The sequence below is a fragment of the Undibacterium sp. GW821-FHT11H02 genome (genome assembly GCF_058808015.1).
The window spans coordinates 77,722-98,925 of sequence record NZ_JBXARG010000019.1 but is presented as its reverse complement, the minus strand read 5'-3'; the positions used below and the strand labels follow the sequence as shown (position 1 = coordinate 98,925).

Genomic DNA, 21,204 nt, shown 5'->3' with positions numbered 1-21,204 from the left:
TGCCTTGTTTACTTCAAGTCTGGAAGCCGCCATTGCTAGTAACTTTATTAAGGACCTAAGAGATGCCGAATTGGATTACATTGGGTGCAGAAGAAGAATTGCAGATTGTTGATCAACACAGTCTGGAGTTAGCTGCGCATGATTTCGAACGCGGTCAGTCTGACTTTCCGGATCGTAATGGCAGTTCTTCTTGTGAGTTGCACAAAGCGGTTGTCGAGTTGCAGACACCGATTTGTCATACGCCTGATCAGATCGTTGCTAGCGTCAGTGATATGCGCGACATCATTCGTTTGCGCGCTCAGGCGCAGGGACAGCGCATACTGTCGGCAGGTGTGCATCCATTTTCGAATTGGAAAGAACAAGAAATCAATAAAGACTCCGATAAACATCAGCACTACATTCGTTTAGTCGATGAGTATGCGGACATTATGCGTAGCTTGGTGTCTTACGGCTTTCATGTGCATTTGGGTTTGCCCAAAGGTATACCAGCTATGGCGATTTTCAATTCACTACGCAATAGCCTAGCTCCCGTGCTTGCGATTTCTCTTAGTTCACCATTTTATGAAGGTCGTGATACTGGCATGCAGAGTTGGCGTCATTCTATGCTAGACCGTCTACCTCGCATGGGGACGCCCGACATTTGGCAATCTGAAGAAGCGTATTTTGATCATATAGAACTATTGCGTAAGGTCGGTACTTTGGAAGCACAACATGGCATGTGGGAAGACTTACGATTGCATCATCGTTATCACACCTTAGAAGTCAGGATTTGTGACGCTACGCCGTCCTTAGAGCATATTTGGTTGATCACTGCTTTACTACAATGTGAAGTCGCAACCCTAGTACAGGATTTTCAGCGTGGACGTTTACCAAAACCGCTGTCACGTGCTTGCCTGGAGGAGAATAAATGGCGGGTGCGCCGCCGTGGTCTGGCAGCGACTTTGATAGACTGGTATAGCGAAACACCGGTCAGCCTGCACGAGTATTTTGATCAATGGTTGTTACGCCTGACACCTGCTGCTGAAGAGCTGGGATTACTGAAAGGTCTGCGTGAAAAACTGGCAGCCCTGTTCATACAAGGTGCTTCTGCTGATATACAACGAGGCATTTTTAAACGTTCGGAAAATTATCAGAGCTTAGTACAACATCTGATCCATGAGACTGAGGGAGCGCAGTTTGCACCTGGGCGTTACATGCAATAAGTCTATGCCGGCAATTGATCATCCTTTCCATGCCCTGAGTTTCGAGCTACAGAAGAGCGCAGCACAATCGAAAGAAAGCATTCATCATCTGTGGGCGCAATGTGCAGGTAGCAGTCACCTGCCTGCGGAGCCAGTGCTATTTTCAGAATGGCCGCTGATCGCATCGCAGCGTCTGCAAGATATGCTAACGAAGCGAGTTGCGGCTTTGTGCGACATTCTCAAGCCGAATTTGCAAGCGGAACCTATGCGCACCAAGGGGTGGCAACACGCTAGTGCTGCTGATGTGCTGACGGTCGATTACGCCATTATTTTCGATGAGGAAGGGGATACTGATGCTTGGGATATTCGTTTAGTTGAATTCCAAGCCTTCACTTCTTTGTTGACCATGGGCTATAGACTGCATCAAGCACATAGTCAGTTATGGCCGCAATTGGCGGATTGTCCGCCGTGGCAGAAAATAAGTGGAAATACAGATTGGTTGCAAACTTGCCGAGCTTGGGTAGCAGGTGGCGACAATCCAGCGCTGTTGGAATATCAGCCCTGGCAACGCGGCACACTTTTTGATCTGCATGCGACTTCTGTGCTATGGAATTTACCCATCGTCGAACCACATCAAATCGAGATCAATGCCGATGGGCTTTTATTTTCAAAGCAGAACGGCAAACGCATTCAGCATGACAAGATCCTTAATCGTTTGATTCTGAGCGAACTCGATGATAATGATGCTTTTCTCAAACAGCTACAGGCTGCTAAGGTCAATTGGCATAGCCATCCTGCCTGGTATTTTTTGGTGCACAAAGGCTTGGCTTCAGAAATTAAGATTCCTTTTGAGCCCGAGAATGTCAGAGGGCATAAGTGGCGTGACCTAAACCTAGCTGCGCGGCAACTGGTCGCAAAAAATATTTTCTCTTGTGGCGGCAAAGATTTACGTATCAGTCCTAGCGAACAAGAATTGGATCAATTGGATCAGGCAGAGAACTGGCTAGTGCAGCCACGTTATCGCCCTTATCCCGTGATGACCAACAAAGCTGGTGAGAAAGTTTATGCTGAGGTGCGCCTGATAGTGAAGCTCGATCAAACCAAGCAAGCATGGATTGCAATGCAGATCGTGCGCATGTATTGCGCAGAGCAGGCCTCAGCTAGCTTTTTTCAAGGCCGCGAGGGCGAGGGGGCGAATATTCTGCACAGGCCACCAAGCGAGTAGGGGGCGTGTCTACCGTACGTGATGGCAGCTGCTTGATTTGCCATCACTTTGCATCTCAAATTTAAACGCTACTTAATGCGGCTCAATGCAGCTCAATGCAGCTCAATGCAACTTAATCCTAGGATTGCGCACTCTGTCTATGGTCTCTGCCCAGGTCGATAACCAGGTATGAAACCAGCCATTGACTGCCACCTGATGATGTTTGTGTAGCGACCAGTACATCCATTTCGCTAATGTACCTTCGATAAACACAGAACCGCTGGCAATCGCGCCCATCAGGCTACCGACAGTGCTGTAATTACCCAATGAGACCAGTGAGCCGTGATCTTTGTACACGAAGTCTTTGAGTGATTTTCCGGCTAGCGAGCGACATAAAGAATCTGCCAGGCAAGACGCTTGTTGATGTGCAGATTGCGCGCGCGGTGGCACATTCGGTAGACCTTCTCCTTGTGGGCATGCACAACAATCGCCGATAGCAAAGATAGCCGGATCGAGCGTGGTTTGCAAATTGCTGTGTACCACCAGTTGATTAAGTCGATTGGTTTCTAAACCATCGAGGTCCTTTAAAAAGTCGGGCGCCTTAATACCTGCCGCCCACACCACGATACCGCTAGGGATAAATTTACCGCTCGCCATCGCGACGCCTTCTTTGCTGACTTCAACCACTTTTTCATTGGTATGAATTTCAATGGCGATGCTGCGCAATTCTTTAGCCACCGCATCGGATAAGCGCTCGGGCAGCATCTGTAGTAGGCGTGGTGAAGCATCGACGATGACGATTTTCAGTTCTTTTTCAGGATGGAAATTTACCAATCCGTAACTGGATAAAATCTTGGTGGTCATATGCAGTTCCGCCGCCAGCTCCACACCAGTGGCGCCACCACCGATGATAGTGACAGTAAAACGGCCTTCGCCCGCATTTTGGTTTTGTGACTGCGCACGCAGGCAACAATTGATGAGTTTGTGATGGAAGCGTTCTGCCGCTTGTAGTGAGTCAAGCATGATGCAGTTTTCTTTAGCACCCTTAGTACCAAAATCATTAGTCTGGCTACCTAAAGCGATGACCAGTTGATCATAGTGAATAACTTGTTGCGGTAAAAGTTCATTGCCGTCTTCGTCTATCGTTGGTGCAAGGTAAATTTCTTTCTTTTCACGCGATAAGCCTTGCATGCGACCGAGACGGAAATCAAAGTGCTTGCTGCGAGCCAGGGCAAAATATTCACGTTCATCCGCATGACTGTCTAAAGTGCCAGCAGCGACTTGATGTAACAAAGGTTTCCATAAATGGGTACGACTCGCATCAATCAAAGTGATACGCGCTTTACGTTTTTTACCTAGCCGTTTACCTAAGCGCACTGCAAGTTCCAATCCACCTGCGCCGCCACCTACAATCACAATTTGATGCAGTGTTTCTCCTATAGATCCGTTCATCTTATTTCCTTGAAGTTTAAAAAGCTATTTCAAGAACCACTACACTGAATTAGATCAAAACATGAGGCAGTCTAATTTCTTCTTGAAATAGATTCTCTGACTTAAGTGGCAGTATGAGTCGCTCCTTATGAAATATTTGCAGTCCAGATGTGCGAATTCTACTCCTGCTTAGAAGTTTGCGTTGCAGGAAAATAGAGAAGTCTGAGTTTTGCGATTTGCAAAAAGCTTGTTACAATAAAAAAACGAATCGCTAATTTAATTGCGATTCATTTTCCTCGACGTGCTTTAGCGCTTAAATAATTCCGATAGCGCACCTCTATTGAGCACGCTCAGACTGTCAATAATAAAAATAAGGAGTCCACCATGAACCCATCCAACCTGCACTTACAACACGCTTTTATTGATAGCGGGTTGCGTCAGGCATAACAGCTTTTCCTTTGTATCTGTTACTTCTCGATTGAGGTCGCAGCTATTCAGCCGACACGCTGCACACCCGTCCTGACGATGACCTGCATTTTTTTACAGGTTGATCCTTATGGGCAATTCTTCTTTACAAATCATCGCAGAAAATATTTCTGTGATCGCCTCAGCAAAAACATGGATTGAAGGAGGCGCAATCCAGCAATTACAAACTACAGCAAAACTACCTGGCATGAGCCGGGTAGCGGGCATGCCTGATTTACATCCTGGGCGTGGTTATCCTGTGGGCGCGGCATTTTTCTCTGTTGGTCGATTGTATCCAGCCTTAATCGGTGGAGACATAGGTTGTGGTATGCGTTTTCTTAAAACGGATATCTCAACTGCCAAATTATCGGTTTCCAAATTAGTGAAACGTCTCGGCAATATTGATGCACCTTTGGTCTCGCTCAGTGACGGGTGGCGACAACGGGTTGCCGATTTTCAATTAGCGGACACTGGTTTCGAGCAGAGCTTAGGTACGATAGGTGCTGGTAATCATTTTGCAGAATTACAGCAGTTCGATGAAGTGCTTGATAGCAGCTTATTTGCTGAACATGGACTCGATGCTAAGCAAATTATGCTGTTGGTACATAGTGGTTCGCGGGGTTTTGGGGGGCAAATTTTGCGTGAACATATTGATCTGCACGGACATGCTGGTTTGCTGGCAGGTACCTCATCTGCCACAGCCTACTTAGAGAAACACGCGCGTGCATTAACATTCGCTAAAGCCAATCGTGAGTTAATCGCAGAACGCATTTGTTCGAATCTGTCTACCCATGCCGAAACCATACTCGATATTCATCATAATTTTTTGAGTGAAGTGGTGATTGAAAATGAGACTGGTTACTTACACAGAAAAGGTGCGACACCAGCCGATCAAGGCCTAGTTCTTATTCCGGGATCTCGCGGTGATTACTCGTATTTGGTGCAGCCACTTGAGTCTGAATTTGCTATCGCAAGTTTGTTTTCATTGGCGCATGGTGCTGGTAGAAAGTGGATGCGAAGTGAATGTGAAGCGCGTTTAAATAAACGCTATACGACGACGCAATTGACCAGAACGCATTTTGGTAGCCACGTCGTGTGTCAAGACAAAGCCTTGCTGTTTGAAGAGGCACCGGAAGCCTATAAAGCCATAGATACGATTATGTCATCCTTGCTAGAAACAGGCTTGATTCGTTTAGTCGCAAGACTCAAACCAGTGCTTAGTTATAAAACATCAGGAGGGTGCTGCGTATGATTTTGTTACAAATCAGTGCAGGGCAAGGTCCTGAAGAATGCTGTCTCGCCGTTGCGAAAGCTTGGCAAGCTTTACAAGTTGAAGCGCGCATTAATCAATGTGAACTCATACTTGTAGAAGCGGAAGCCGCAGCAAGTCCAGTCACCTTTAAGTCCGTTTTATTGAGTGTTCAGGCTGCTACCAATAGTAGTCAAAATGACGCTAGTCATTTGGATTGGATTTCGACCTGGCAAGGGACTTTGCAATGGATATGTGAAAGTCCTTACCGAGCGCGTCATCCACGTAAAAATTGGTTTATCAGCATTCGCCTATTTCACCTTGCAGAACAAGAGAACAGTAGCAGCATTCACTATGAAACTTGTCGTGCCAGTGGCCCGGGAGGGCAGCATGTCAATAAGACAGATAGTGCAGTACGGGCGACGCATGTAGCGACGGGGATCAGCGTGAAGGTGCAGACTGAACGCAGTCAATTTGCCAATAAAAAATTAGCCAGACTCTTGATCGAAAAAAAGCTAATTGAACTTGATGAACAACGTGGTCAGCAACAACGAAGCGAACTAAGAAATGCGCATCACAAGTTGGAACGTGGTTGTGCAAGGCTGGTGTTTAAAGGGATGGAATTCAGACGTATGACTTGATGGCAGATCCTAAGCCAAAGTGAAACAAGAACGGAATCGAGATTCGATTCCGTTTTTTAATGGGATTAAGGTGTCAACGCGAAGGATTGAGAGCTGAATCCTTAGTTTTTCTCAGTTAGTAAATAATCGTCATACCAGACGTGCTCCAGATTATCGGCTTCTGATAACCATTCTTGTACGCTAGCACGCTGTAATAATTGCTCACCCCATGTTGCCACCAGTGGGAAGGCGGTGAGATCAGGATCATGCCGGAATAGGCGCAATACCGCAGGGACAAAATTTAAATCAACTAGCGACAGAGCGCCAAATAAATAAGGTCCGGTGCTTTTGCATAATTGCTTCTCCCACACCTCAAATAGAAAAGCGATCTGTGTTTTTTCCGTTTGACTTAGTGCGCGCTTCTCAGGATAAAAAGCGCTTTCAAACGATAGGCGCTGACAAATATTCGATAAGCCGCTGTGCTGCCATGCGAGCATCGATCTGGCGCGGGCACGTTCTATGAGGTCTTGCGGCAAAAGCGGCTGACTACCAAGTTCGCTCGCTAATTCCATGATCGCGAGGGAGTCAAAAATCACTTCATCATCCGCTAGTAGAACAGGAACTGCACCTGGAGGTGAGAAAGTAGCGATGGCGGCGAGATTTTTGAAGCGCTGTGGACGACGTATGTCAACCACCCGTTCTTCAAAATCCAAACCTTGTTCTTTCAATGCTAGCCAGGCGCGCATCGCCCAGCTGGAGGCATTTTTTGTGCCAGAGTAGAGCACTAATTTCATATTTTTTTCCTTCGTAGTCTAGCAATGTACAATTTGCGTGGTGTGAATGATGGCTAAGATCTTGCATGCAGCGATATCATAGCGCTGGGTGGGTGTAGTAGGACTGCAAAAAAACTTCATCAATGCCGCGAAACATTAAATTTTTTCTAAAAACGCCCTAATCCTGCAAAAATGAATCAGCTAGATAATTTTGATTTAATCATACTGCGCGAATTGCAAAATGACTGTCGCCAAACTTCCGAGCAATTGACGCAAAAAGTCGCTTTGTCCACCACCGCGATACAGAGGCGTATAAAACGATTGCGCGACGAAAGAGTGATAGTCGCCGAACAAGCGAGGATTGACCCTAAAGCACTTGGCCTTAGCTTGACTTTGATTGTGTCGGTGAGCCTAAAGATAGGCAGGGCCGAGACTAATGCACAATTTAAGAAGATGATGAGTGCAGCGCCTGAAGTGCAACAATGTTATGCAGTAGCAGGCGATCAAGACTTCGTATTGATTATTTCTGTTAAAGATATGAGTGAATACGAGTTACTTACCCATCGTCTTTTTTATAGCAATGCAGCGGTGCAAAAATTCCATACTACGGTAGTGATGGAGGCCGTGAAAGTCGGCTTGCAGCTACCGCTGGGCTGATTAAGCGAATGGCGCCAGGTAGGACACATTGCCAAAATATAGTGTCAACATGTCTTAGGGCCTACCGTTTAATTCGCTGCTTCGCGCCCCCGTTCTTTGATGGCAACACCCATCACTTTCACCCTCCCGCCGTATGGTAAAGCGGCAGCTTGATAAATCGTTCTTGCGGGTCTTTGACCCTCCGGGAAAAGCTCAGTATACAATTCATTGACCTCGCTAAGCTCGTTTAAGTCAGTGAAGGCAATATCGACAAAGGTTAAATCACTGATAGAGAAATTTGCGGCCTTGATAGCTGAAAAAAGATTGGCAAAAGCACGACTCGCTTCTTCTTTTGCAGAGCCCGGAATGTACTGTCCATCTTCGCTAATGGAAAGCTGGCCGCTCAAATAGCAGATGTTATCAACCACAACTGCATGGCTGATCGGTGTAGACCATTTAGGAAGTCCATCACCGGACGTAATGAATTGCCGCATTTGTAGCCCTTTTTGAATGTTGAATTTAGCTTATAGCACAGTGCTAGCTCATGTCTTTTTGTTGGTTTCTATTTAACCAAGGAAGTAATCTTGATGCGTATTTTTTTCGCTAAACAATAACTTCGCTTTTCTGATATTTCTCAACTAGTGTTGCCATGGCATGCGCAGTGTGATTCTGACTTGATCTGAGTCCGGTCACAATATTGACACGGTCTTGCTCAGACCTGTTTTGACTCACTTTCCATTTGCCCTGCAAGCGGGTCAATGGAATTTCTATGCCGACGATGGCGCTCAGTAATTTCTGGATATAGTCGTCCGGTGCCTCACTGAGTTTCCATGGTGTCGTTTGCGTACTTTCTTGTTGACTACTTAGACTTTCAAGATGTTGTCGTAGCCACTGCGCATCATCTCTCACGCTTAATTTTCCGTAACCATGCACTACGGCGTAGTTATAGGTGGGAACCACTTTTCCGCTGAGTGCTTTTTCTTCATACCAGGCAGGCGTAATGTAGGCTTGCGGTCCTTGAAATATCACCAAAGCGTGGTGTGAGAGATCGGGATTTTTCCATACGGAATTGGCGCGCGCTACATGGGCTCTGAGTGTGCCAAATGGCGCATCTTTGGTGGGTGCGATGATTTCAAATGGTATGTGATTAGCGTTGATGCCACCCTGATCTAAGCTGATTAAAGCACCCAAAGGGTAGCTCTGTATCAGTTGAAACATGGAGGCAAGATTTGTTTCATCAAAATGTTTGGGTGTGTACATGTGCTTATGTCTAAAAGAGGCGATGCTTGATTTTGCTTAGGGCCTGTTAACATTTAAATTGGGAGTGCGAATGCGGAAAAACGGGCACAGGGCTAGGCGTCAAGGCGCGCCGCAGTGCGAGCACTGTAAGCGACTTGCAACAACGCCATGTGCCCGTTTTACCCATTCCCGAAGGGTTCAAGCCAAAACGCGCGATGGACAGCGTTGCAGCTCTTGCCGAGGCACCAGCCTCGGCGGCGAACTACGCCTTGCCATCCCGCCTTTTGGCTTGAACGCATCTCCCAATTTAAATGTTAACAGGCCCTAGTCTGATTAAGTTATTGCGTGCGTTTGATCGTCCATCCATTCGGCACGCCCTCGAATCCCACTTTCGGGTAATAGGCCATTGCTGCGGGTGCGGCGAGTAGTAGTAAAGTGGTTTTTGGCCCTATTTTTTCTTGGGTCAATGCGATCAATTGTTTGCCTATGCCACGGTGCTGATAGTTTTCATCGACCGCCAGGTCCGATAAGTAACAGCAAAAACAAAAATCGCTTAAAGAGCGCGCCACGCCGACTAATTTGTCAGCGTCCCAAGCGGTGATCAAGAGATTGCCATAAGCCAGCATTTGCGCCATTCGCGCTAAATCATCAGTAGGACGTTTCAAGCCAGCGCGGTCAAAAATGTCAGCGAGCTGAATCGCTGTAAGTTCGTAATCAAAGTGGTATTTGATATCTTGCATAGGACGCTTTCGTGGTATCGATGCCCTCATTTTAGTTTTTCGATTGGTTGTTTAAAAGTGCCAATAAGAAGTAATATTGAGCTACCAATTTAAATTCGAATCAATGCTAGTCCTGCCCTTTGAGAATACGCCTATGTCTTTATTCCTCGATTCATTACAACTTGATAGAACCTCAGATAGACCGCTATTTCGTCAACTGTATACAGCGGTGAAACAGGCAATACTGACGGGGGCGCTACCTGCTGGTATGCAGTTGCCTCCGAGCCGGGAGTTTTGTCAACGTTTATTGATTTCCAGGCAAACCGTGTTGAATGCCTATGAATTATTGCTGGCGGAAGGCTATTTGTCGGGCGCGGTAGGCAAGGGCACTTATGTCAATGTCGATCTGCCCGATGTTACTAGCGCTACTGCAATCATAAGCAGACCGCACGCAGCACCCACGCGCAATGTGGAGCGAACTACGCCTGCGCTTTCAAAAAGAGGCAGGCAATTTGTTGATTGCGCCCGACCTGTACCTGTGCATCAAGAAAAGACCCGAGCATTCAGAGTGAGTATGCCAGGTCTCGATGTCTTTCCATTTGATGTCTGGGCACGCTTAGAGGCGCGCCGCTGGCGCCATCATGAAGATAAATTAGGCTATGGTGATCCGGCCGGATACGCTCGCTTACGTGAACTTTTGGCGGTGTATTTAAGGGCTGCCAGAGGGGTGGTTTGCAATCCTGAGCAGATTATTATTACCTCAGGATCGCAACAAGCTTTGTATTTATTATCGACCGTGCTACTCGATCCTGACGATGCTGCATGGGTAGAGTCGCCCGGCTATCGAGGTGTGATTGCGAGCTTGCATGCAGCTCAGGCACAAGTGTGTCATGTACCGGTCGATAGAGATGGTCTGGATGTCGACTGGGGCGCGCTTCACTATCCCAAGGCAAAATTAGTTTATGTTACGCCTTCGCACCAGCTTCCCTTGGGAATGACCATGAGCTTACAAAGACGCTTGGCCTTATTGGCGTGGGCGAAGCAGCGGTCGGCGTGGGTGATAGAAGATGATTATGATAGTGAATATAGATACAACGGTGCGCCTATCGCGTCATTGCAAAGCCTGGATAAAAATGATTGCGTCATTTATGTAGGAACCATGTCGAAAGTCTTATTTCCCGGTTTGCGACTCGGCTATATGGTGCTGCCGCCCACACTGGTCACTCCGGTCACTCAGGCCAAAGCGATTGTTGATCGACATACCGCGATTGTGCCGCAAATGGTCTTGGCTGATTTCATTGCAGAAGGCTACTTTGGCCGGCACATCAAACGTACGCGCAAACTTTACGGCCAACGTCAGGCTGCATTAATGCATGCAATTCAAACGCATCTTGCGGATACCCTCAGTTGTGGTCCCAGCGATGGCGGTTTAGATCTCGCAGTCCATTTTAGAAAGCATCGCTCTGAGAACGCCGTGGTTAAAGCGGGTTTGGCCGCAGGCTTAGAGCTACGACCGCTCTCGTATTTTTTATCGCCTGACGCCTATGAGATGGGTGCGTCGATTTCACCTGGACTATTGTTGGGATTTTCATCGCTGACTGAACAAGAAATAGAAAGTAGTAGCTTGTTGTTACGTGATGTAATGCAAGCAAAGCGCTAGGTCCTGTTGCGCCGTCGGTGCTTCCGAATAACATGATGACATTGTTAATAGGCTTATGCTAAAGTGGAAACGAACAATGCGAGCGACCTTTATGCGAAACTGGCCTGCAGTCCGTGTATGGCTTTTCTACCCACTCGATCACGAGAGTATGCGCAACCATGTTAATTCGATCAATTGACGCTGTCGTTAATTACTTACGATGGGTATTTGTTCTCGGTTCGCTTTTTTGTGCTACTGGTCATGCCGCACAATTGCCTATCGATTTCTGGTGCGGTCAAGCGCCTTCCGGTACCGTGACCCAAAACACTGTGCTTGATTGGCAGAGGACGCAAACTGATATCGTGCCGCTTGATCCTCGATTTGATACATGCTGGGTGCGGATCAATCAATTACCTTTAGCACCGCAACATCTCACTGTAGAAAACGGTTGGGCCAATCTCCAATTATTTGATGCCTATGGAAACTTGCTAGCGCGTGGCGAAAGAGTGGGGACGCGTGTCAATGCCGTTCTCAGTACCAATCATATTATTTTTGCTAATGATCCAGCGTGGGTTTTGCCACTGTATCTCAAAGTGTCGACGCGATCAAAAGGCGTGCTAATCCCCTTAGCCATAAGCATTCAGGCGAAAGAAACTGCGGCATTGATAGAACATGACCGTGCTAGTGCCAATATTAGTTTGGCCGTTGCAACTGCTGTTTTGGTGGCGGCATTCTTTTGCACCGTCTTTGGGATTGCACTTCGCGATAGCGCATATGCATGGATGGCAACGTATTTATATTTGAGCGTTGTTATCCGCGTTTTCAATCCTTTCGAACCCTTGATTTTCAATTTAAGCTCGAATTTTGACTATGCACGCTGGGTATCACGGGCGATGTACCCTTTGATCAATGCGGTGTGGATGTTGTCATTTGCCCGTATCGCTGATTTTGCACAATTTGCACCTCGCATCAATCAATTATCGCGCTTGACTGCGGTGTTGTTTATCTTGGAAATACCTCTATGGTTTGTTCAGGGAAGCCTAGGTCAAACGATTAATTTTGCTTTGATTATCTGTGCGGCCTATCCCTTACTCTTTTTGGGCTGTTGGTACGCATGGCGGCGAGGCAATAGTGCGGCCGGAATTCTCCTCCTGAGTAACATCATGATCTTTACATTCTGGGGACCCTATCAACTCAATGAGCTATGGCCTACTGCATTTTTCGCGTGGTTAATCGTGAGCCCTTCCTTAAGCAGCATACTCGGCGTGACTTCTGATCTGGTGTTGCCATTGTTGTTCTGCGTGGCGCTGGCAGTGCGTACCTTAAACCTGAAACAGGCGGCATTACGTCTGATGTCTTATGATATTTTGACTGGCCTGCCCAATCGCGAAATGATAAGGCGTGCGGGTGAACAACTGCTACAACGAGGTCAAAGTTTTGCTGTGCTGGTGCTGAATATAGATCGCTTTCGTGCGATCAATGGCGCCCTGGGTCCTGAGATTGGAGACAAGCTATTGGCCGTCGCGGGCAATCGTTTGACGGCAATCGAAGGTGCGCAAGTAGGCCGTCTGCATGCCGATCAATTCTGTTTGTTATGGACCGATGTGTCCCAGATTGCGACACTACGGGCGAAGATAGAAAATGATTTTTCGCATCCAGTAGATGAACATGGTCAAATGGTTGATTTGACTTTGTCGATTGGTATCGTGAATACCAATGAGGCAGGACTCAGCATGGCGCAGCTATTGCGGCGTGCTGAGATTGCATTAGAGACGGGACGTGCGCAGCACAAAGCATGGATGGAATACTGTGTTGACTTTGAGGCCGGTCGACGCGCTGATCTTGGATTATTGTCCGAATTGAGCCGGGCCGTTGAGGAAGCTGAGTTGCGTATGTTTTTGCAACCCAAGGTGCGCTTGACAGATGGTCTGGTGGTGAGTGCAGAGGCCTTGGTGCGCTGGCAACATCCGATTCGCGGTTTGGTGGGACCCTTTGAATTTGTGCCTTTCGCAGAACAGACGGGGAGAATATGTTTAATCACGGAATGGATGATTGCCAGCGCAATGAAGTTTTGTGCGCAGGCACGAGCGGCAGGTTCACCTTTGCAATTGTCTGTGAACATCTCAGCGGTGGATTTGCATCAATCAAATTTTGTGCATAACTTGCAGAATCTTGCTACTCAATTCGGCGCACATCCTGAAGACATTCGGCTAGAAGTGACCGAAAGCGCCGCTATGCACGATCCCAGAACCGCTATCGAGATTATGCAAGCACTCAAGAATGCCGGCTTTAGTTTATCCATTGATGACTTTGGTACTGGCTATTCCTCGCTCGCCTATTTGCAAAAAATGCCCGTTGCGGAATTGAAGATAGACCGCTCATTTGTGCGCGATGTTGTGGCCGGCAGCGACGCAGCGGTATTGTTGAAGTCAACTATAGAAATGGCGCATCGCTTGGGCTTGTCGGTAGTCGCCGAAGGCGCGGAGACGGCATCTGAATGGGCATTATTAGAACAACTACAGTGCGACTACATACAAGGCTACTTCGCCGCAAAACCTATGCAGACAGATGCGTTTTTATTGTGGCGTAAGGCGAACTCACCGTTTATTTCACGCCCGGATTGAAGTAGTTCGCCTTATTTCTGTCAAAATTACTTCTGCCATTTTTTTAGCATTTCTTGCGCTTGAGCCCGTTGCTTAGCTGTGATTTGTTTTTCAGCCAGCGCCAGATTCTCGATGGCGACAGGCTTATTCTGTGCAGCGGCCAACGAAAACCAGAAATACGCTTTTACGATATCGGCTTTCACACCCGCACCCATGCCATACATCATGCCCAGATTGATTTGCGAGTCAGCAAATCCCTTGGCTGCCGCTTTGCTAAATAGATCGAACGCCTGTTCAGTATTTTTCTGTATCCCGCGCCCCTCGAAATAGATCACTCCCAAATTGTGCATTGCTTCAACATGAGCTTGCTGCGCGGCGCGGCGATACCAGATCACAGCTTGCGAAACATTTTTTGTAGTACCACGACCATCATCATAAAAGCGCGCCAAATTATATTGGCCATCGGCTAAGCCTTGATCGGCGGCTTTGCCAAACCATTTGAATGCTTGCGCATCATCTTTCGCGAATCCCAAGCCAGCACTATAGAATGAGCCTATATTGTTCTGTGCTTTTGCTTCGCCTTGCAAGGCAGCTTTGGCTGCCCATATTGCCGCTTGATCGAAGTCCTTGGGCACACCTTTGCCGTTGATATAAAAGGTACTTAAGTTATGTTGTGCGGCGGCTAGACCTTGCTCCGCTGCTTTCCGTGTCCAACTAAGTGCTTGAGCGATATCGATAGGCGTGCCAACCCCATTCTCGTACATTTGACCGACATTTGATTGCGCCATCGCTAAGCCCTGTTCAGCATCTTTCAAATAGTAAGTAAGCGCTAAGGCCTGGTCGACGGGAACACCAAAACCATTGGCGTAATGTAGACCGATATTGTAGTTCGCGGAAATCACACCGCGTTCGGCTGCTTGCGAAAACCAGTACAGACTCTGTTGAAAATTTTTGGGTGTGCCGAGCCCGTTAAAGTAAATTAATGCCAGTCTATGTTGCGCCGACGCATCCCCAGTTTCTGCTAAATTTTTATACAAGCTGGTGGCAGTTGCATAGTCCTTTTTATCGAAAGCGCTGTGCGCATCGGCCAAGGATTGCGCATTTACACCGCCGGCGAATACTACACAGAGAATGAAAATGCCAGTAATAAATCGACGCATATATATACTTTCAAAAAAATGGAACGACGTGGTAGTGCTCGATCAAGAGTGCATCTGTAGCTTAACGTAGAGGTTTTCTTACTGACTCTGCCTCGTTATGATCCCGGCGCAATTTTGTTAGCTCAAGAAAATTCAAAAAAGAACTTTACTGAAAGTGCAAAGAAAGCGATGCAAGTATGTGATGAAACCGGAAAATTTTGGTATGAGTTGACGATATTGTGGCAACAAAATACAGACAGCCAGTGTTTTTCCAGCGCTTAAGTTCCTTGCTCGTTCAAAATTCCACCACCAATCGGCAATTCATTCCTCTATTTCTGCAGATCGTCTTCATGACAGAAAAAAATGGCTTTAATTTGAATATGCTCTTTGTTTTCATGCATAGTCATTTTCGATGCTAAGACCTGTGTGACGGCCAGGAGAAAATCAGCGTGCATGTTTCGTATGAATTTTTATGAGAGGAATAGACTATGTTAAATCAATGGATAGTGCTTATTGCGGCGCTTATTTCCAGTTCAACGGTGGGCGCATCGGACTACAAATCAAAATTTGATCCAAGCCGTCTAAAAGCATCGCAAGCAAGTGTGCCCAATGAAGTGTTGGTGCTTGGTACGCCCCATCTTTCCGAATTGCCTGCGAGTTTTACCCCTAAATCTTTGACGCTTTTGTTGACCCGTCTTGAAGCATGGAAGCCGCAAATTATTACGGTCGAGGCCTTGTCAGGGATGCAGTGCGATAGTATGCGTCGCTACACTGCCCGTTATGCTGAGTCTATTAAATATTACTGCTGGGACACGACACCTGCCCGTATGGCGACCGGTCTCGATGTGCCTGCCGCGACGGCAGAGGTCGATCGTTTACTAGCCGCCTGGCCAAGCAATCCCGCTGCTGCACAGCGCCGTCATTTAGCTGCGGTTTTTTTGGCGGCGGGAGAACAGGCTTCGGCATTGGTACAGTGGTTGCGATTACCAGCCGCTGAGCAAATAGAACAAGATGGGCTCGATAAAGTCTTGGTGAAGCGTCTGCAAGATTTAAGTGTTAAACGCAATGAAGATTTTCAAATCGCAGCACCATTGGCTGCGCGTCTTGGCTTAGAACGAGTTTATCCTATTGATGATCACACAGCTGACACGGCTTCAGGCGATGAAGCGGAAGACAAAGCGGCTGGCGAGATTATGCAAAGCCTCTGGAATAATCCGGCATCCGCTCAGCGTAAAACAGAGAGTGACGCGCTCTACAAAAAATTGGACAGTGCTGAAGGGGTGCTTGCGATGTATCGCGCATACAATCGCGCTGATCAGGCCATGTTAGTCTACCAAAGTGATTTTGGCGCTGCGATCAAAGATCGTTCTGTCAAACAAGTTGGACGTGCTTATGTAGCCTATTGGGAGACTCGTAATCTGCGCATGGCATCGAATATCCGCGAGGTGTTGGGTACCACACCCGGCAAACGCACACTCACTATCGTTGGTGCTTCACACAAAGGCTATTTTGAGGCCTATTTGAATATGATGCATGATGTAAAACTGGTCAATTCCGATCCCTTGCTAAAGTAATTTTCGAGTGGAATGACTGCAAGTCGTGCAACTTGCAGTCGCCATATACCACTGAGCAATTTACTTGGCGCTTACCTGTTCCTTTTGCAGTTGTTGAATGATTGCCTCTGCCACTAAGGCTGAGGATTGATGATTTTGTCCTGTCACGACACGTCCATCGACTTCAATATGAGCATCGTCCGGTTTTCCAAAGCGGAATGTTCCATTGCGACTGAGTATGGTTTGCTTGATTAAGAAGGGAAACTGTTTAAAGTATTCAGCCGAAGTCTTTTCAAAATCTTCCGGATAGCCGCTAATTCTCTTTCCATCGACCAGGTACTTACCATCTTTTGTCTTCAGATGAACGATGCCCGCTGTGCCGTGACATACGGCGGAAATAATGCCCTTGTGTTGTTCGTAAATTTCCATCACCAAGCGCGAAATTTCTGCATTATCTGCTACGCCATACATGGCATTACCCCCGCCTATGTAATGCACTGCGCGATAATCCTTTGCCACCAGTTGTGTCGCTTTCTTGGTGTTCTTTAGGGCAAACATAAATTCACTGTCATACAAATGCGCTTTATGCAGGGCATTCGAAGTATCGATATAGGAAAGTGGTATGGCACCACCTTCTGGACTGAGAAATTCAACGGTGTATCCGGCCTGCTTGAAAGTATGGTAGGCATTCACGATTTCTGAAAAACTGGCGCCTGTGGGCAATTTAGATGTGCCATGAAAATGGGCGTTTGAAACGATAAACAAGATGCGTACCCCATTTTGTTTTGATGTTTGTTTTGCCGCAGCTTTGCTGATGATTTGCCAATGGCTATCGATATTCTTCAACAGAAAAACATCGATGAAGCGGCGTTGTTGGCCAGGGATAATGATTTCTGCCTTGGCCGTCGCCAGGTCACCGCTGACGTCAATTTGAAGAATTTCACCTATACGGCCATTGAATTTTCCCTGATTCTCGGATTTGTACCAACTGAGATAGTCACTCACTGAGACTTTGGTAAATGGCTGACCTTCTTTTTCTAAGAGTAAATCTGCGGCAGGGTTGAATGCTTGTGCAATTTGTTGCTTATTGTTATACGAAGTTCCTTCTATGTAGTCTCTCAATACTTGTTGGATGGCATCGACACTTGCTTGGTCGTTGTTCGCAAGCGCTGATGCCCAGCCGGATGTCAGAATGAAAATAGAAATGAGTAGTGCAAAAAAATAACGCATTGTTGCTCCTGTTTTAAGTGAGGGAAAACCAGGGGCAACAATAAGATTTACTTGGCCGAGGTGCTAGCGTGGATTACGATTTCGGATTACGAATCTATAATTCCGGAATTCTTGTCTGCCTGCAAAGCCTTATATTTCGCGGGTGTCAGCTGTGTGTGCTTTTTGAATGCGGTATAGAAAGTGGAAAGGGAGTTGAAGCCAGAACGTTCTGCCAAGTCTTCCATTTTCATGGCTGTGTCGCCTTGCAATAAGGTTTTTGCATGTTCAATCCGGTAACTATTTACAAAATCATTAAAGGATTGATGGAGATTATCATTCAATAATTGCGACAGTTTAGGTGTTGACCAAACTAACATTTTTGCCAACTTTGGCAAGGCCAAATTCGCATCCAAAAAGGCTTGTTGATCAATTATGAATTGCCTTAGTTCGCTGATTAAGGGGGCGGCATCTTCCTGAGCTATTTTCTTATTGAGGTAGGGGATAAGTGTTTTGTTCTTTTGCTGTTGAATGTGCAGAAATGCCGTCAATATCCCTACACTGATTAAAAAAGTAAAAGTTAAAGCACCCGAGATATAGGAGGTGTAACTCGCAAAATAATAGGCAGACCAAATAAGTCCGCTTCCAAACACAATAGCAAGCACTATGACGACGTCGATTTGTTGCCGCCAGTTGCTTACATTGACGGAGACAATTTTTGGCCATAATACAAAGATCGAAAGCAAGGTATAGGCTAGCCACGCATAATTAATGATTTTGTAAAATAGCCCACCCCAAAGCTGTGGATGCAAGTGATAGGGGAACAGTCCTCCAATTACGATGAGCAATAAGCCAGGAATGATTAAGTGCAAACGCTGAAGTGATGATGGGCGGAAAACGCCAAGGAAATGGAGGCTATAACAATAAAGCAGCGGGCCAATCAGAAAACAGGCAGACAAGCCTAGCTGCAAAATTTGTTTTCCTATGGCAGGGTTGAAATGGAATAAGACCGATTTCAGTACCCGAATACTCAACATAAAAATGAGGCCGGCGAGAAAACGGTTACTCCACTTGCCCGGCTTACGGAAGAATAAATAAGCGGCAAGAATCAAGCCATGTATGCCACCTAGACCACTAAACAAAAGCAGAAGTTGATCGAAAATTGCCATGAGTTTTTTTGATTTTGAGATACGGCATTATCTCATGGCCTAGACAATTACTATGAAATGTTGAGTGAGAATAGTGATGCAATTCGCCTGCATTGCACTCATTCAAATTATCCTAACTTCCTTAGTTGGACCGGTTCGGGTGTGCATTTTTTCGTCACTCTGGCGAGGGTGAAGCTGGGAATTTGAGCAGCATGCTGCTCGCCAGCGCAACGGTCTGTACCTACAAGCACAGATGCGCCCTGCAAGGGCGACGACGGTGCAAGCTCCACGTTGCTAGGAGGAGTAACGAAGTCCAGAGGGCTGGAAAAGTGGGCAATCGAGCCTGTAACGTTCGCACCCATTTGGTGAATGGCAAAAACACTGTGCAAGTTAAGGTCCATGAGGCTTCCAAGACGAAATTGAGCGCTCAACTGAGGAATCTAGGATTATCGATCTGGTGGAATATCTTCGGACTTTGCAGATACTGAATCAGCACTGTTTTCTGTCTCTACCAGATCTTTCTTCGTCTTCCATTTAGAGTAAAAATAGGCAGTGCCAGCCACCGCGCCAGTCACGGTTGCAGCAACACCAATGACTGGCGCCGCTGCGACGACGATAGGCGGTCCTATCATCGCTGCGCCTGCTGCGACGCCTGCGGCAATACCGAGACCCATAGACACAGTCTCCGTTTTTTCTTTAATTTCGAGGTGATTCTCTTCTAGCTTATCGTCTAACTTTTTTACGCCATCGACGACTTGGTTGCCGACGAATTTAGCGCCTTGCGCCGCATTATCTGCTATATGTTGACTGGTTTCTTTGACTTGCTCCATCAAAGCCTGTGTCGTTTCATGCTCGATAACATGGGTCAAAGATTGTTGCATAGATTTACTCGCGGCTATTGCCATGGATGTTGCCGCATTCGCTTTGCTCAATGCTTCTTTGCTCACCGCCTGAGACACTACCTGTCCCAGATCCTGAGCCTTGGCTTGCACATTGAGCAAACTACGGCCCGCACTATTAGCCGATTGCAGCGCTAATTGACTCAGTTTCTCAATACGATCTTTCATACGGAACTCCAAACAGTAAGGTGGGCAACATCGAATCGTGAAATTTTAACAGCAGAAGCTAGTTCGGCAAGACACGAATGTTCTGATTAATAAGTCAAAAAGCACGTCCAAACCACGCCCTATGGACGTGGTCATGGTACACGTTTAGATGTTTCTTTGTTTGATCACTTGGTTGATAAATTTGCTCGGAAAGTTGACTACCATTTTGGTGAAACTGAATGCTAGTCAACTTTAACTGCGCCAATTCAGGCTCGCAGACATAGACTATTCCAAATTGCGTTTGCGCTTATCCCTTTCCTTAACCGACCTCACCAACACCTTCCACTTTGACCTTGCTGCAATTTTATCGAGCGGGGTTTGTTGATTACGACGGGTTTCGCGTAATAGCTTTTGGTAGTTTTTGAGCCTATCTTCATTCACTTCAGCGCGCACAGCGCAACCCGGTTCGCTTTGGTGGCTACAGTCACGAAATTGGCAAGCGCTGGCTAAGGCATCGATGTCAGTGAAACTCTCGTTCAGTGCTTCTTCATCCAGATTGAGTTGCAGGCTACGCAAGCCGGGAGTGTCTATGATGCAAGCACCGCTTGGGCATAGGTGTAGCGAGCGTGCCGTGGTGGTGTGATGACCACGATCGTCGCCTGCGCGTACCGCACCAGTCGCTTGCTGACTACTTGTCAGAGTATTGGTCAGTGTTGATTTCCCCGCACCGGATGAACCTAGTAGTATCAGGCTTTGCCCGACCGACATCCAAGGTGACAGCAAATCCACTGTGGTGTTGCTCAATCCGTTGACGGCAAATACGGGCACACTGGCCGATAGGCGTTGCTCCACCTCTGCTTGGCGGGCAGTGGCATTTGCGTGCATATCTGCCTTGGTTAAGAGCACAAGCGGCGTAACTCCTGCGGCCTGCACCAGTGCCAGATAACGTTCCAGCCTGCGCAGATTAAAGTCATTATCCAATCCCATCACTAATAAAGCGGTGTCGATATTGCTAGCCAAGGCTTGCAATCGACCTTCATTATTACGTCGAGTCAGGTGGGTCATTGCAGGCATGCGGGCGACCAAGTTGTAGCCCGTATCTGCGGTGCCGCTGAGCAAGCCCCAGTCTCCCACAGCCAGGCTTAGCTGGTCCACAGCAAGTTCATGCAAGAGGCGCGGTAAGGCGCGACCTTGCAGGCTGGTTTTTCCATTGTGGAGCTAGGGCCTGTTGACATACATTTTAGGCAAGCGAATGCGCGCAAATGAGCACAGGGCTAGGCGCAAGCTGCGCAGTAGTGCGAGCACTATAAGCAGATTGCAACAACGCCATGTGCTCATTTGAGCCATTCCCGA

18 protein-coding genes are annotated in these 21,204 nt (G+C 47.1%); 8 read left to right on the top strand and 10 right to left on the bottom strand.

Translation table 11 applies throughout. The features are described 5' to 3' along the window. Window positions 1-62 precede the first annotated feature (62 nt). Together AC1RR2_RS17170 and AC1RR2_RS17165 are read left to right on the top strand one after the other, a co-directional pair. On the top strand, window positions 63-1,202 hold the full coding sequence (locus tag AC1RR2_RS17170) for a carboxylate-amine ligase (protein WP_493223498.1): 1,140 nt from the start codon (window positions 63-65) through the stop codon (window positions 1,200-1,202). 4 nt (window positions 1,203-1,206) lie between these two features. Further along, on the top strand, window positions 1,207-2,406 hold the full coding sequence (locus AC1RR2_RS17165) for a hypothetical protein (RefSeq protein ID WP_493223497.1): 1,200 nt from the start codon (window positions 1,207-1,209) through the stop codon (window positions 2,404-2,406). A gap of 102 nt (window positions 2,407-2,508) precedes the next feature. Here the strand turns inward: AC1RR2_RS17165 and AC1RR2_RS17160 are convergent, their stop codons facing one another. Continuing rightward, the gene (locus AC1RR2_RS17160; RefSeq protein ID WP_493223496.1) at window positions 2,509-3,837 is read right to left on the bottom strand and encodes an NAD(P)/FAD-dependent oxidoreductase; all 1,329 of its coding nucleotides are present in this window, start codon (window positions 3,835-3,837) and stop codon (window positions 2,509-2,511) included. Between the two features lie 535 nt (window positions 3,838-4,372). Here AC1RR2_RS17160 and AC1RR2_RS17155 point away from each other — a divergent pair. Together AC1RR2_RS17155 and prfH are read left to right on the top strand one after the other, a co-directional pair. Then, entirely contained in the window at window positions 4,373-5,533 is a 1,161-nt protein-coding gene (locus AC1RR2_RS17155; RefSeq protein WP_493223495.1) for an RNA ligase RtcB family protein, read from the top strand. Continuing rightward, on the top strand, window positions 5,530-6,171 hold the full coding sequence (gene prfH / locus AC1RR2_RS17150; protein WP_493223494.1) for a peptide chain release factor H: 642 nt from the start codon (window positions 5,530-5,532) through the stop codon (window positions 6,169-6,171). Before AC1RR2_RS17155 ends, prfH begins: the two co-directional genes overlap by 4 nt. Window positions 6,172-6,272: 101 nt before the next feature. Here prfH and AC1RR2_RS17145 read toward each other — a convergent pair whose 3' ends face one another. Then, window positions 6,273-6,944 carry a glutathione S-transferase family protein gene (locus tag AC1RR2_RS17145; protein ID WP_493223493.1) on the bottom strand — a complete coding sequence of 224 codons (672 nt, stop codon included), beginning with the start codon at window positions 6,942-6,944 and terminating at the stop codon, window positions 6,273-6,275. A gap of 171 nt (window positions 6,945-7,115) precedes the next feature. Here AC1RR2_RS17145 and AC1RR2_RS17140 point away from each other — a divergent pair, with 171 nt between their 5' ends. Then, complete coding sequence (locus AC1RR2_RS17140; protein WP_493223492.1) at window positions 7,116-7,580, top strand: Lrp/AsnC family transcriptional regulator; 465 nt, start codon at window positions 7,116-7,118, stop codon at window positions 7,578-7,580. 68 nt (window positions 7,581-7,648) lie between these two features. On the opposite strand, the gene AC1RR2_RS17135 is transcribed toward AC1RR2_RS17140, so the two are convergent. The 3 genes from AC1RR2_RS17135 to AC1RR2_RS17125 form a co-directional block, all read right to left on the bottom strand. Further along, window positions 7,649-8,053 (bottom strand): RidA family protein, encoded by a 405-nt coding sequence (locus tag AC1RR2_RS17135; RefSeq protein WP_493223491.1) that lies wholly within the window; start codon window positions 8,051-8,053, stop codon window positions 7,649-7,651. Window positions 8,054-8,162: 109 nt separating this feature from the next. Then, window positions 8,163-8,819, bottom strand: coding sequence for an FMN-binding negative transcriptional regulator (locus AC1RR2_RS17130; protein WP_493223490.1), 657 nt, complete (start codon window positions 8,817-8,819; stop codon window positions 8,163-8,165). A 317-nt stretch (window positions 8,820-9,136) separates the two neighbouring features. Beyond that, window positions 9,137-9,538 carry a GNAT family N-acetyltransferase gene (locus AC1RR2_RS17125; RefSeq protein ID WP_493223489.1) on the bottom strand — a complete coding sequence of 134 codons (402 nt, stop codon included), beginning with the start codon at window positions 9,536-9,538 and terminating at the stop codon, window positions 9,137-9,139. Window positions 9,539-9,641: 103 nt separating this feature from the next. Here AC1RR2_RS17125 and pdxR point away from each other — a divergent pair, with 103 nt between their 5' ends. Then, entirely contained in the window at window positions 9,642-11,177 is a 1,536-nt protein-coding gene (gene pdxR / locus AC1RR2_RS17120) for a MocR-like pyridoxine biosynthesis transcription factor PdxR (protein WP_493223488.1), read from the top strand. 158 nt (window positions 11,178-11,335) lie between these two features. Then, window positions 11,336-13,780: a putative bifunctional diguanylate cyclase/phosphodiesterase gene (locus AC1RR2_RS17115; RefSeq protein WP_493223487.1), complete on the top strand. Its 2,445-nt coding sequence runs from the start codon at window positions 11,336-11,338 to the stop codon at window positions 13,778-13,780. 26 nt (window positions 13,781-13,806) lie between these two features. Here the strand turns inward: AC1RR2_RS17115 and AC1RR2_RS17110 are convergent, their stop codons facing one another. Beyond that, window positions 13,807-14,919 carry an SEL1-like repeat protein gene (locus AC1RR2_RS17110; protein ID WP_493223486.1) on the bottom strand — a complete coding sequence of 371 codons (1,113 nt, stop codon included), beginning with the start codon at window positions 14,917-14,919 and terminating at the stop codon, window positions 13,807-13,809. A 467-nt stretch (window positions 14,920-15,386) separates the two neighbouring features. On the opposite strand from AC1RR2_RS17110, the gene AC1RR2_RS17105 reads away from it, so the two are divergent. After that, window positions 15,387-16,472, top strand: coding sequence for a DUF5694 domain-containing protein (locus AC1RR2_RS17105; protein WP_493223485.1), 1,086 nt, complete (start codon window positions 15,387-15,389; stop codon window positions 16,470-16,472). Window positions 16,473-16,532: 60 nt separating this feature from the next. On the opposite strand, the gene AC1RR2_RS17100 is transcribed toward AC1RR2_RS17105, so the two are convergent. The 4 genes from AC1RR2_RS17100 to rsgA all read right to left on the bottom strand — a co-directional run bounded on the left by AC1RR2_RS17100 (window position 16,533) and on the right by rsgA (window position 21,006). Then, window positions 16,533-17,681, bottom strand: coding sequence for a nuclear transport factor 2 family protein (locus AC1RR2_RS17100; RefSeq protein ID WP_493223484.1), 1,149 nt, complete (start codon window positions 17,679-17,681; stop codon window positions 16,533-16,535). A gap of 86 nt (window positions 17,682-17,767) precedes the next feature. Continuing rightward, window positions 17,768-18,628: an AraC family transcriptional regulator gene (locus AC1RR2_RS17095; RefSeq protein ID WP_493223483.1), complete on the bottom strand. Its 861-nt coding sequence runs from the start codon at window positions 18,626-18,628 to the stop codon at window positions 17,768-17,770. A 623-nt stretch (window positions 18,629-19,251) separates the two neighbouring features. Then, window positions 19,252-19,872 (bottom strand): hypothetical protein, encoded by a 621-nt coding sequence (locus tag AC1RR2_RS17090; protein WP_493223482.1) that lies wholly within the window; start codon window positions 19,870-19,872, stop codon window positions 19,252-19,254. A gap of 264 nt (window positions 19,873-20,136) precedes the next feature. Beyond that, the gene (gene rsgA / locus AC1RR2_RS17085) at window positions 20,137-21,006 is read right to left on the bottom strand and encodes a ribosome small subunit-dependent GTPase A (protein ID WP_493223481.1); all 870 of its coding nucleotides are present in this window, start codon (window positions 21,004-21,006) and stop codon (window positions 20,137-20,139) included. Window positions 21,007-21,204 lie beyond the last annotated feature (198 nt).

Excerpts from the sequence above, each read along its gene's own strand:
- AC1RR2_RS17170 (WP_493223498.1), top strand. The coding sequence starts at position 63 with ATGCCGAATTGGATTACATTGGGTGCAGAAGAAGAATTGCAGATTGTT.
- AC1RR2_RS17165 (WP_493223497.1), top strand. The coding sequence starts at position 1,207 with ATGCCGGCAATTGATCATCCTTTCCATGCCCTGAGTTTCGAGCTACAG.
- AC1RR2_RS17160 (WP_493223496.1), bottom strand. The coding sequence starts at position 3,837 with ATGAACGGATCTATAGGAGAAACACTGCATCAAATTGTGATTGTAGGT.
- AC1RR2_RS17155 (WP_493223495.1), top strand. The coding sequence starts at position 4,373 with ATGGGCAATTCTTCTTTACAAATCATCGCAGAAAATATTTCTGTGATC.
- prfH (WP_493223494.1), top strand. The coding sequence starts at position 5,530 with ATGATTTTGTTACAAATCAGTGCAGGGCAAGGTCCTGAAGAATGCTGT.
- AC1RR2_RS17145 (WP_493223493.1), bottom strand. The coding sequence starts at position 6,944 with ATGAAATTAGTGCTCTACTCTGGCACAAAAAATGCCTCCAGCTGGGCG.
- AC1RR2_RS17140 (WP_493223492.1), top strand. The coding sequence starts at position 7,116 with ATGAATCAGCTAGATAATTTTGATTTAATCATACTGCGCGAATTGCAA.
- AC1RR2_RS17135 (WP_493223491.1), bottom strand. The coding sequence starts at position 8,053 with ATGCGGCAATTCATTACGTCCGGTGATGGACTTCCTAAATGGTCTACA.
- AC1RR2_RS17130 (WP_493223490.1), bottom strand. The coding sequence starts at position 8,819 with ATGTACACACCCAAACATTTTGATGAAACAAATCTTGCCTCCATGTTT.
- AC1RR2_RS17125 (WP_493223489.1), bottom strand. The coding sequence starts at position 9,538 with ATGCAAGATATCAAATACCACTTTGATTACGAACTTACAGCGATTCAG.
- pdxR (WP_493223488.1), top strand. The coding sequence starts at position 9,642 with ATGCTAGTCCTGCCCTTTGAGAATACGCCTATGTCTTTATTCCTCGAT.
- AC1RR2_RS17115 (WP_493223487.1), top strand. The coding sequence starts at position 11,336 with ATGTTAATTCGATCAATTGACGCTGTCGTTAATTACTTACGATGGGTA.
- AC1RR2_RS17110 (WP_493223486.1), bottom strand. The coding sequence starts at position 14,919 with ATGCGTCGATTTATTACTGGCATTTTCATTCTCTGTGTAGTATTCGCC.
- AC1RR2_RS17105 (WP_493223485.1), top strand. The coding sequence starts at position 15,387 with ATGTTAAATCAATGGATAGTGCTTATTGCGGCGCTTATTTCCAGTTCA.
- AC1RR2_RS17100 (WP_493223484.1), bottom strand. The coding sequence starts at position 17,681 with ATGCGTTATTTTTTTGCACTACTCATTTCTATTTTCATTCTGACATCC.
- AC1RR2_RS17090 (WP_493223482.1), bottom strand. The coding sequence starts at position 19,872 with ATGAAAGATCGTATTGAGAAACTGAGTCAATTAGCGCTGCAATCGGCT.